Annotated in this window: 10 protein-coding genes and 2 tRNA genes; 5 read left to right on the top strand and 7 right to left on the bottom strand. The window is 33.6% G+C overall.

Annotation, left to right across the window (positions count from 1 at the left end; translation table 11 throughout):
- Nucleotides 1-276 precede the first annotated feature (276 nt).
- Nucleotides 277-1,017 (bottom strand): glycosyltransferase family 2 protein, encoded by a 741-nt coding sequence (locus L3J35_13455; protein MCF6367189.1) that lies wholly within the window; start codon nt 1,015-1,017, stop codon nt 277-279.
- Nucleotides 1,018-1,158: 141 nt separating this feature from the next.
- Here L3J35_13455 and L3J35_13450 point away from each other — a divergent pair, with 141 nt between their 5' ends.
- Complete coding sequence (locus L3J35_13450) at nt 1,159-2,160, top strand: FAD:protein FMN transferase (GenBank protein MCF6367188.1); 1,002 nt, start codon at nt 1,159-1,161, stop codon at nt 2,158-2,160.
- Between the two features lie 8 nt (nt 2,161-2,168).
- Nucleotides 2,169-3,602: a PQQ-binding-like beta-propeller repeat protein gene (locus L3J35_13445; protein MCF6367187.1), complete on the top strand. Its 1,434-nt coding sequence runs from the start codon at nt 2,169-2,171 to the stop codon at nt 3,600-3,602.
- Nucleotides 3,603-3,643: 41 nt separating this feature from the next.
- On the opposite strand, the gene L3J35_13440 is transcribed toward L3J35_13445, so the two are convergent.
- From L3J35_13440 to fbp, 3 genes are read right to left on the bottom strand one after another with little or no spacing between them, the layout of a single operon-like run.
- Nucleotides 3,644-3,970: a hypothetical protein gene (locus tag L3J35_13440; GenBank protein MCF6367186.1), complete on the bottom strand. Its 327-nt coding sequence runs from the start codon at nt 3,968-3,970 to the stop codon at nt 3,644-3,646.
- A gap of 49 nt (nt 3,971-4,019) precedes the next feature.
- Nucleotides 4,020-4,886: a dTDP-4-dehydrorhamnose reductase gene (gene rfbD, locus L3J35_13435; GenBank protein ID MCF6367185.1), complete on the bottom strand. Its 867-nt coding sequence runs from the start codon at nt 4,884-4,886 to the stop codon at nt 4,020-4,022.
- Between the two features lie 3 nt (nt 4,887-4,889).
- Nucleotides 4,890-5,927: a class 1 fructose-bisphosphatase gene (gene fbp, locus L3J35_13430; GenBank protein ID MCF6367184.1), complete on the bottom strand. Its 1,038-nt coding sequence runs from the start codon at nt 5,925-5,927 to the stop codon at nt 4,890-4,892.
- A gap of 100 nt (nt 5,928-6,027) precedes the next feature.
- Between fbp and L3J35_13425 the strand changes: the two genes are divergently transcribed.
- Nucleotides 6,028-7,299, top strand: coding sequence for an aspartate kinase (locus tag L3J35_13425; protein ID MCF6367183.1), 1,272 nt, complete (start codon nt 6,028-6,030; stop codon nt 7,297-7,299).
- A 73-nt stretch (nt 7,300-7,372) separates the two neighbouring features.
- Nucleotides 7,373-7,461, top strand: a tRNA-Ser gene (locus L3J35_13420).
- Nucleotides 7,462-7,701: 240 nt separating this feature from the next.
- Here the strand turns inward: L3J35_13420 and L3J35_13415 are convergent.
- The 3 genes from L3J35_13415 to L3J35_13405 form a co-directional block, all read right to left on the bottom strand.
- Nucleotides 7,702-7,774: transfer RNA gene (locus tag L3J35_13415), tRNA-Met, on the bottom strand.
- A gap of 137 nt (nt 7,775-7,911) precedes the next feature.
- Nucleotides 7,912-8,301, bottom strand: coding sequence for a DUF1987 domain-containing protein (locus tag L3J35_13410; GenBank protein MCF6367182.1), 390 nt, complete (start codon nt 8,299-8,301; stop codon nt 7,912-7,914).
- 150 nt (nt 8,302-8,451) lie between these two features.
- Nucleotides 8,452-9,531 carry an N-acetylmuramoyl-L-alanine amidase gene (locus L3J35_13405; protein ID MCF6367181.1) on the bottom strand — a complete coding sequence of 360 codons (1,080 nt, stop codon included), beginning with the start codon at nt 9,529-9,531 and terminating at the stop codon, nt 8,452-8,454.
- Nucleotides 9,532-9,654: 123 nt separating this feature from the next.
- Between L3J35_13405 and L3J35_13400 the strand changes: the two genes are divergently transcribed.
- Nucleotides 9,655-10,380, top strand: a complete 726-nt coding sequence (locus tag L3J35_13400; GenBank protein MCF6367180.1) for a Crp/Fnr family transcriptional regulator — start codon at nt 9,655-9,657, stop codon at nt 10,378-10,380.
- Nucleotides 10,381-10,610: the final 230 nt, after the last annotated feature.

The following is a 10,610-nucleotide window of genomic DNA, read 5'->3' as shown; positions in this document are numbered from 1 at the left end:
AAATGGGCATTTTCAAATTTAACTTCATTAATCAGAATGCACCTTATGAATTATATAAATATTTATAAATTTTTGGAAAATCCTGAAAAATCCTGGCAAGAATTGAATGAAAGACAAAAAAACAAGTATAAAAACTCACTTTTCCCGACATAAGGGGGTTATTTTTAAAAATAAAAAAACTATATTTGATTTTCAGACACTTAAATTAACTTTTTATTTAAATCTGATTTTTATCGGACAACAATGATTTTTAATATTATTCAAGCAAGAAAATAATTATTTAAAAATTTTATTGTTTCCGATTCCTATTTTATTAAAAAAGTAAGACAATGATACACTAAGAACTCCGAGTCCGTATTTTGCACTGCGTTGAAGATTAATTGATGAGGCTTCTTCAAAATATTTTGTCGGGCAAGTTACTTCTGCAATTTCAAACCCTTTATAAAAAATTTGAGCTAACATTTGATTATCAAAAATAAAATCATCAGAATTTATATTATAATTTATACTTTGCAAAACTTCTTTAGAAAAAGCCCTGAACCCGGTATGGTATTCAGAAAGTTTCTGATTCATAAAAATATTTTGAAATAAGGTAAGAAACCTGTTTGCAATATATTTATACCACGGCATACCTCCTTTTAATGCTCCTTTTCCCAAAATTCTTGAACCTATTGCAACAGGGTAAACATCATTTGCAATCAAATAACATAAAGAATGAATTAATTTTGGAGTGTACTGGTAATCAGGGTGTAACATTACAGTAATGTCTGCACCAAGTTCTAATGCTTTGTTGTAACACGATTTTTGGTTGCCTCCGTAACCTTTATTTACATCATGTTTTATAATATGTTTTATGCCTATTCGTTCAGCTTCTTTAACTGTTTCGTCTCTACTTAAATCATCGGTTAAAATAACATCATCAACTATGTCAAAAGGAATTTCATTATATGTTGTTTCAAGTGTTTTCTCTGCATTATAGGCAGGCAATACAACAACTATTTTTTTATTGTTAATCATGTGCAACTTACTTTTTTCAGGTGCAAAACTAATAGAAATTAATCATTTTTAAAGTTATTAATCTTTTTGTTGTTGAAAAAGATAGTATAAATCTTAAAAATTCTGTTTATTTTTGTATTCAACATTTAAATTATAAATAACATGAAAAGAATAGTCGTAACATTCGGAATTATAAGTATTTTATTTTCTTCTTGCGGAGAAAGCACTGAATTCTATAAAATTGCGGGAGAAACACAGGGCACAACATATCATATTATGTTTGAGGGCAAGCAGCCTGACTTTAAGCAAGGTGTTGATTCTGTATTGAGAGATTTTGATATGTCATTGTCAACTTATGAACCCAATTCAATAATTTCAAAAATTAACCAAGGTAATAATGTTGAAGTTGATAAACACTTCAAACAAATGTACTACAAAGCAAAAGAAGTAACGGAAAAATCCGGAGGAGCTTTTGATATTACAGTTGGCCCTTTGATTAATGCCTACGGATTCGGTTATGATGAAGCTGAAACTGAAATAGACAGTGCTCTGATTGACAGTTTGTTGCAATATGTGGGCATGGAAAAGGTAAGAATAGAGATGGATTATCTGGTTAAGGACAATGATTTAATTCAACTTTCAGGAAATGCAATTGCACAAGGACAAGCCGTAGATATAGTTTGCGAATATTTTGAAAGTAAGGGAATCAAAAACTATATGGTTGAAATTGGCGGAGAATTGAAAGTTAAAGGATTAAAATACGGACAAAAGTGGAGGGTAGGAATAGATAAACCGATTGAAGGAAATGATATTGCAGGACAAGAGTTACAGACTATCCTTGCAATTACGGATAAGGCAATGGCAACTTCCGGAAATTACAGAAGATTTTATATTAAGGACGGAAAAAAATATTCTCATTCAATTGACCCCAAAACAGGCTATCCTTCATACCAAAATATATTAAGTGCAACAATACTTGCCGATGATTGTATGACTGCAGATGCTTATGCTACCGCATGTATGGTTTCAGGATTGGATAAGAGCATAGAAATGATTGAAAATGACCCTACGCTTGATGCATATTTTGTATATTCCGATAAAGAAACAGGAGAAATAAAAGTATATTATTCAAAAGCTGTTGAAGCAATGATTGTAGATAAATAGAAATTTAAATGAAAATATTTTCAATATTACTCTTATTCTTTTCTTCAACAACTCTTTTTTCACAAGTTAAAGAAGTTGTAATAGGAACTTATCTCGGAAATGAGCAAAGAAATTATTACGGAAATAAAGCACCCGAGAACTTAGATGAAACTTGGAAGTTAAATCTCAGCGGAGGAATAAGCCCGGCATACGGAAACCCTTTGAAATTATGGAAAGGTGCGGGTTGGACAGGGCAACCCTTATATGTCAGAGAAGAAACCGGAGATTTTTTAATACTGGGTGCTTTTGATTATAATTTGAAAAAAATTAATGCACAAACAGGTCAAATTGTATGGGAATACAGGTTTGATGATATTCTAAAAGGAACCGGAACATTTTGGGAAAATAAAAATGATACAAATCCGGAAACAAAGTATTTAATTATTCAAGGAAGCAGGTTAGGATATTGGAATTCTCATGATGATAAATATATTCCGAGTTTAAGAGCTGTTTCTTATTTAACCGGAAAAGAACTTTGGCGACTAAATTCAAAAAAAACAGACAGTTACAGCAGAGATGTTGACGGTTCTGCAATTATTGTAAACGATACTGCATATCTTGCACTGGAAAACGGTTTGTTTACGGTTTTTAATCCTGATCCGGCAAAAAAGGAATTGCTTGATGAAAGGTTACAACCAAAAGTTTACAAAGAAATACAATATTATAATAAAGAAGATATAAAACTTCACGGAAAAGATTTAGTTTCCGAATCATCGCCCACATTGTTAAATGATGCCATTTATACACCTTCCGGTTCGGGACATGTTTACGGATATAATATCAAAACAGGAAAAAATACGTGGGATTTTTTTACCGGAACTGATATGAACGGTTCGGCACCGGTTACTTATGACAGTTGCTTAGTTGTTGCAGTTGAAAAACAATATATGCCGGGTAAAGGCGGTGTTTTAAAATTGAATCCTAAAAAAACAGGGGAAGATGCGGTTGTTTGGTTTTTTCCTACCGAAAATAAAAAGTGGTTTCATTGGGAAGGAGGCATTATCGGTTCGGTTGCCGTAAATGATGCCTATGTCGGAGATAAAGAAAGACATATTGCAATTTTTATTGATGTAGCCGGATATTTATTTGTTGTTGAACACGATAAAATTGATAACAGTAAAACTGCAATCGGTCCGGACAGGAAAACAAAATACCCGATGCCGAAATTGTTATTCAAAGAAAAAATTGAGGGAACAATTTCAACACCGATAATTGTTAAAGATAAAATTATTGCCGCAACAGATAACGGATTATTTTTATACAAAATAGATTTAAAAAACAATAAACTGACACTTTTAGATAAAGTGCCCGGTTTAGAAATTGATGCAACACCAATTGCAGTTGACGGAAAAATATATATTGCATCACGCAACGGCTATTTGTATTGTTTTGGTAAAAAATAAACTGCAGAAAGCATATTAATCGAATTTCTGAGGTGTTCTGTTTATTGAACAATTTTATCGCTATATTTGGTCTGTAAAAATTCGTTTACTTCACGTTCCATTTTTTTCCATCCGGACAATAAGAACGGGTAAAATATTAAGCCTACTATACCTGACAACCAAGGATTTCCGAAATGTCCGTTTAGTTGAAGAAAGTTTTTCTTACTTTTCGGAACAATAACGGCAGCAATAAAACCACTTTTCTTTACAATTACTCTGTTTACACCAAAAGTAAACTTTACAATTTCGTATTTACCTTTAAAACCTTCTTCCAAAACTGAATGAAGTTCATCTAATGTCGGCACTTCTGTGTTAAAGTTAATTTTCATAATCTTATAATTTTGAATTTAAAATCACTAAAAATAGAAAATAATATAATTATTGCAAAGAATTCAAGCATTCTTTCAAAGAATCTTTCCAGTATCGTATGTTAATTTTAAAAGTTTCTTTAATTTTTGATTTATCAAGTAAACTGTATTCCGGTCTTTTTGTGGGTGTTGGATATTCAGAACTTCCAATGGGATTTACTTTGCAGTTTATTTTTTTCTGTTTAAATATTTCTTTTGCAAATTCATACCAAGAACAACTTCCTTCGTTTGAAAAATGATAAATGCCGGTTTTGAAATTATCAATATTTCGGTCTGATTTATTGATAATTGAAAGAATTACATTTGCTAAATCTTTTGCATAAGCAGGAGAGCCGATTTGGTCTGAAACAACATTAATTTCATCTTTTTCTTTTCCTAAACGCAGCATTGTTCTCACAAAGTTATTTCCGAAAGAAGAATAAAGCCATGAAGTTCTGATAATTATATGTTTATATGCTTCTTTCGCAAACTTCTCTCCCTTTAATTTTGTTTTCCCGTAGGCCGATTGCGGGTTTGTATTATCAGTTTCTTTATAAGGAATTTTGCTGATTCCGTCAAAAACATAATCTGTTGATATGTGAATTAAAGGAACTTTATATTTATTTGAAAAAAATGCTAAATTTTGTACGGCCGTAGCATTTATTTTGTCGGCATTTTCTTTGTCTGTTTCTGCTTTGTCAACATTTGTATATGCCGCACAATTTATTATAAAGTCAACTTTATAATTTGCAAAATAGTTTTCAAGAGCGTTGATATCGGTAATATCCAAATCACTAACATCCGTGAAAAGAAAAGTAAAATCAATAAATTCTGATGATATTTTTTTTAATTCACTGCCTAATTGTCCGTCTGAACCTGTTACAAGTATTGTTTTCATAAATTATCCCAAATCATCAATATTAGGTTCTTGATGCCCGAATTCATTCATAAATTCCTCAGCTTTATTAACCATATTTCTCGACCCCACATAAAAAGGTACTCTTTGGTGTAAAATTTCGGGTTTAATATCCATTATTCTTACACCTCTGCCGTCAGTTGCTTTTCCTCCGGCTTGTTCTGCAATCATTGCAATAGGGTTACATTCATATAACAATCTTAACTTTCCGTTCGGGTAACCTGCTGATTTAGGATAAATAAAAATTCCTCCTTTTAATAAATTTCGATGAAAATCAGCAACTAATGAGCCTATGTATCTTGAAGTATAGGGTCTTCCGGTAGGAATGTCACGTTCTTGGCAATATTTCAGATATTGTTTAACACCTTCCGGAAATTTAATGTAGTTTCCTTCATTTATTGAATATAAATTACCCGATGCAGGTACTTTAATTTCGGGGTGTGATAAACAAAACTCTCCTATTGACGGATCTAAAGTAAAACCGTTAACGCCTCTGCCTGTTGTATAAACCATCATTGTTGAGGAGCCGTAAATTATATACCCTGCTGCAACTTGTTTTGTGCCGTCTTGAATAAAATCATCAATTGTTGCTTTGTGTCCTACCGGAGAAACACGCCTGAAAATTGAGAATATAGTTCCTATTGAAACATTAACATCAATGTTTGATGAACCGTCAAGCGGATCCATTGTAACAGCATATTTACCTTGTCTTGCAAGTTCTTCTTCAAAAACAACAATATCTTGGTTTTCTTCCGATGCAATTCCGCAACATTCTCCGCTTGCTTTTAATGAGGCAATAAATTTTTCATCAGCATAAATATCTAATTTCTTTTGCTGTTCTCCCTGAATGTTGTTTGACCCGGCTTCTCCCAGTATATCAACAAGTCCGGCTTTGTTAACTTCTCGGTTAACAACCTTTGCTGCTACGCCGATATGGGTTAATAATCGTGTTAATTCTCCCTTAGCATAAGGAAAATCGGCTTGTCTTTCAATAATAAATTCATTTAATGTCGTTACGGTCATAAATTCATTTTTTTATTAAAGATAATTGCAAAAATAGATTATTTTTACGGAATTCCCTTTTTTATTTATCATATTTGGCAATATAAAAAAATTAAATAAAATGAAGGTTTTTAAATTTGGAGGCGGTGTGTTGAAAACCGGAAAGGATTTAGTGAGGCTTTATGATATTCTAAAAAGATATCAAGACAAGAAAATTATTGTTGTAGTTTCAGCTTTCAATAGAGTTACGAAGAAGTTTGAAAATTTATTAAATTGTTTCTTTTCAGAAAAAAGGTTTTCTAATGATATTTTTTCTGAAATAAAGGGTTACCATTATAATTTAGTTTCCGAAATTTTTGATGAAGCCGATACAATTATTGTAACAGAGAAGTTAAATATTTTATTTAATGAAGTTGAAAAAGTATTTAAAGAAGGTTTAAGCAATAATTATCATTTTGAATATGACAGAGTAGTTTCTTACGGTGAGTTATTATCTTCAATTATTATTTATGAATTTTTAAAATCAAAAAATCTAAATTGTAAGTATGAAGATATAAGAAAAATAATAATAACCGACTCTGTTTATACCGAAGCAAAAGTAGATTGGGAGGTTTCAACATATAATATTAATAAGTTGTGCTTGCCTGATGATTTTTCTGTTTGTATTACACAAGGGTTCATAGCTTCTGATAAAAATAATAGTACAACAACTCTCGGAAGAGAAGGCAGCGACTTTACGGCATCTGTTTTAGCATATTCAATAAATGCCGAAGAGGTTGTTTTTTGGAAAGAAGTTGAAGGCATATATAATGCCGACCCTACAAAAACATCTTATTATGAGCTGCTTTCTAAGCTTTCGTATAGAGAATCGTTAGAGCAGGCATTTTACGGTGCTAAAATTTTGCATCCTAAAACTATAAAGCCGCTTCAAAATAAAAAGATCCCGGTTTATGTTAAATCTTTTTATAATGAAAAATCTCCGGGAACAAATATTCTTGATATTTCGGAACTAAGTCCTGATTTATATCCGAATATTCCTATTTATATAATTAAAGAAAATCAAATATTAATATCTGTTTCAACAATTGATTTTTCATTTGTTTCGGAAGATAATTTAGGCAGAATTTTTACTATGCTTTCTAAATTCAGAATTAAAGTAAATTTGATGCAATCTTCCGCAATAAGTTTTTCTGTTTGTGTAACAAATAATAAATATAAAGTTCCGGGTTTTATTTCTGAGCTAAAAGAAACTTTTAATGTTTTATATAATGATGATTTATCTTTGATAACAATAAGGCATTACAACGAACAATCTATTGAAAAGATGACAAAAGGACGAAATGTTTTGTTAGAACAGAAAAGCAGGCACACCGTAAGATTTGTGGTAAGATAATATTTCTCGGTATTTTTTCGTTGATTTTTTTTGTCTTAATTTATATTTGTTTTACATTTGCACTCGCTTTCACGGAGAGGTGGGAGAGTGGCTTAATCCACCGGTTTGCTAAACCGGCGTACCGTCGATACGGTACCGGGGGTTCGAATCCCCCCCTCTCCGCAGGACAGATTGAAGGAATGAAACATATTTCTTCAATCTTTTTATATTTAGGGCGTTACTTGTTTTTCTGTAAAAGGAAAAAAGATAGTTATTTCAATTTTTCGGCAAAATGTTTCACTTATGTTTCACTTAACATTTGAACATTTTGTCTTATGAATACCGTTAAAATTATTTGTTACTGTTTTGTTGCTCTTAAAATTAAAAAGCCCTCTGCTATAATTAGTCAGAGGGCTTTCTTAGTAGCGGGGGAAGGACTTGAACCTACGACCTTCGGGTTATGAGCCCGACGAGCTACCAACTGCTCCACCCCGCAATATATTTTTATCTGTTATTTTCGGCTCGCAAAGATAATAACTTTGTTTTAAACTGCCAAAATAATTCTGCTTTTTAAACGAAAATGTTTTGTAAATTTTATTTGAAGTTCTTTTTTGTAAATGCTAAAATAAAGAGCTATTCTGTAATAGCCTCTATGTCAATACCAAAGTCAGAGGTTAAGTCAATAATGTCATCAATATGGATTTCAGGTTTACCGATAAAATTCCATTTTATTTTTACATTTGCCCCTAAAAGTTTATACGATTTCAGTATTTCTAAAATTTCGTACAGCACACGACTTGTTCCTGTGTTTAAATTTTGAAGATTATAGATTACAAGTAAATCTCCTCTTCTTTTAGTCGATGTGTATTCTTTAAACCATTCAATAACAGGTTTAAAAAACAACCTTACGTCTTGCATATATGAATTTCCTGAAATACTGCAAATACCGGTTTCTGCATTAAGTTCAATATTAGGAAAAACTTCATTACCTTTTCTGTCTTCGCTTATTAAAAGATTATTCATTGAAGTACTTTGTGTGTTTAGAACTATGTTTGTAATTCAAAAATGTCAAAAATATTAAATTATTTAATAAGTCGGTTCTTGTTGCTAAAAAACAACGTGTTTTTATCAATATTATTGCATATCACAAAAACTTTTCCAAACTTTCAAATATTAATTGTTGTATAGTTTCTTCAAACCCAAATAAATCCAATTTGCCAATGCTTGCCTGTTATTTGAAATAATTAATCTTCTTTGATTAAATGTGTTTTTAATATTTCCGAGTTCAATATAAATTGCCGACGGTAGTGTGTTTTTAAGAACATATAAATCTCTTGCCGTAACTGTTCCGTGATATTCTCTTCCTTTTTGTACTTGCCTGTATTTATTTTCAAAAACTTTTTGATATTCTCCAAAGGTCATATCACTTATTGAGTCTAATTTTCTTTCATCATCTTCAATTGTCAGTAGTTTTACTATTTCTTCTAAAATAATTTTGTCGTGAAGCATTAAACGTATATAATTTTCAATTTGTTCTAATAAAATGTATGGTTCAATTTGTTCAATAAATTGTTCATTAAGGTCGGATGTTGTTACAGGACCTTTTATTTTATTCTCTTTATTTGAAACAAAAACACGCTCCCCCCCTTCTTCAAAGGCTTTTTGCAATTCGCTTATATCGAGTTTGATTGCGATCACGCTGGATACATTCCCTGCCGGGTCATAAACGGGTTCGGAAATGAAATAACCTGGACGCCCGGTTGTTGCGCCAATCCCAAAAAACTCCCCGCGCTGACCAGATAATGCGTTGGTAAAATAGGGCCGAAAGCCATAGTTCTGCCCAACAAAAGTTTGGGGGGTGCCATAGTTTGACGAGGCCAGAACAAGCCCCGTGCGATCCATCAGATAAATTGCTTCAAGATCAGCCTCTTTGGCAAAATTGGCCAATTGCCTGTTCAGTAATTTATTGGAAGTCGCCGAATGGGCAGAAATAATAAATGGATACCGCGCCAAAACAGAGGGTAAATACTGGAACTGTTCCAGGGTGCAATTCAGGGAACGGCCATAAAGCGACAGGCGGCTTTTTGCCTCTCCAATCTCAATGGAACTAAAATAAGATGATGACGTGAAAAAAAGCACAGTAATTGCGATCAAAGCCATCGAGACCAATACAACCACAACGCTGCGACGGGTGTTCCTGGGGACTAATATTTTTACATCAGAACTCAATGTTAAAGTTTCCGCCCACTGCATACGCATTACTATAAAACCTGTAACAGGTTCCCGCACCACGGTGAAGGATGAATTCAAATTGCTCCCTAACCAAATTCAATGCTACTGTTCCCTTGAGAAAAATACCCGCTATATGCTTCATCTATGACCATCCGCAAAGACATCCATAATTCTGATATCCCTATTGTTTGCCAGTCCTGTGAGGCGCGGCATCAGGGTATTTGTGGAGCCTTGTCTCCTGAGCAGCTTTTGTACCTTAGCAAACACACGACAAAATCCACCCATCCCCCAGAAACAGAACTCCGCGCGGCCATGGAGACCGAAAAGAGTTACGCCAATATTTTAAGCGGCGTGGTCAAACTCAGCAAATTAATGAGTGATGGTCGTCAACAGATTGTCGGTTTGCAATTCGCGCCAGATTTCATGGGCAGTCCCTATTCCAAACAATCCAATACCGCCATTGAAGCGGCAACGGATGTGCGCCTGTGTTCGTTCCCAAGGGACGTGTTGGAAAAAATGTTAAAAGAAGCACCTGAAATGGAGCATGCCTTGCATGAGCAAACCCTATCGGAGCTTAATGAAGCGCGGGATTGGCTGTTAACTTTGGGGCGCAAAAAAGCCTCAGAGAAGGTTGCCAGTTTTATACTTCTTATCGCCACCCATATAGATCCCGAGCGCCAAAAAAACGAGCCGATTATTTTGAAACTGCCATTAAAAAGAGCGGCGATCGCTGATTATCTGGGCTTGACGACAGAAACGGTTTCTCGGCAGCTGACGAATCTACGCAAACGCAATATTATTGAAATCGAAGACCGTTCAACCATCATAATCCACAATATTGCCGCGCTTAAAAGCGCTGCCAAAGTCTAAGCCTGTTCCTAACCGGCCTGCGGCAATATTATTTCAAATTGCGAGCCGGGCACTTCATTTGAGAGCAAAGAGATAGTCCCCCCGTGAGAGTGGAAAAGTTAGGAGGAAATAGAGAGGAAAAGGAAGGTGAAAAAAATTAGAAAAGATGTGAGAAAAGAGGAAAAAAGGTAGTCAAGGGAATTTTCAGGAAATCCAGGGCCCGTGTCAACGACCATAATATGCACATTTTT

The organism is Bacteroidales bacterium (assembly GCA_021648725.1).
In the GTDB taxonomy this organism is placed as follows: Bacteria; Bacteroidota; Bacteroidia; order Bacteroidales; family JAADGE01; genus JAADGE01.
Note: the sequence above shows the minus strand (reverse complement) of the source record. Positions and strands in the feature narration are given on the sequence as shown.

Bases quoted from the DNA above. Each gene is read 5' to 3' on its own strand.
- L3J35_13455 (MCF6367189.1), bottom strand. From the start codon at position 1,017: ATGATTAACAATAAAAAAATAGTTGTTGTATTGCCTGCCTATAATGCA.
- L3J35_13450 (MCF6367188.1), top strand. From the start codon at position 1,159: ATGAAAAGAATAGTCGTAACATTCGGAATTATAAGTATTTTATTTTCT.
- L3J35_13445 (MCF6367187.1), top strand. From the start codon at position 2,169: ATGAAAATATTTTCAATATTACTCTTATTCTTTTCTTCAACAACTCTT.
- L3J35_13440 (MCF6367186.1), bottom strand. From the start codon at position 3,970: ATGAAAATTAACTTTAACACAGAAGTGCCGACATTAGATGAACTTCAT.
- rfbD (MCF6367185.1), bottom strand. From the start codon at position 4,886: ATGAAAACAATACTTGTAACAGGTTCAGACGGACAATTAGGCAGTGAA.
- fbp (MCF6367184.1), bottom strand. From the start codon at position 5,927: ATGACCGTAACGACATTAAATGAATTTATTATTGAAAGACAAGCCGAT.
- L3J35_13425 (MCF6367183.1), top strand. From the start codon at position 6,028: ATGAAGGTTTTTAAATTTGGAGGCGGTGTGTTGAAAACCGGAAAGGAT.
- L3J35_13410 (MCF6367182.1), bottom strand. From the start codon at position 8,301: ATGAATAATCTTTTAATAAGCGAAGACAGAAAAGGTAATGAAGTTTTT.
- L3J35_13405 (MCF6367181.1), bottom strand. From the start codon at position 9,531: ATGCAGTGGGCGGAAACTTTAACATTGAGTTCTGATGTAAAAATATTA.
- L3J35_13400 (MCF6367180.1), top strand. From the start codon at position 9,655: ATGACCATCCGCAAAGACATCCATAATTCTGATATCCCTATTGTTTGC.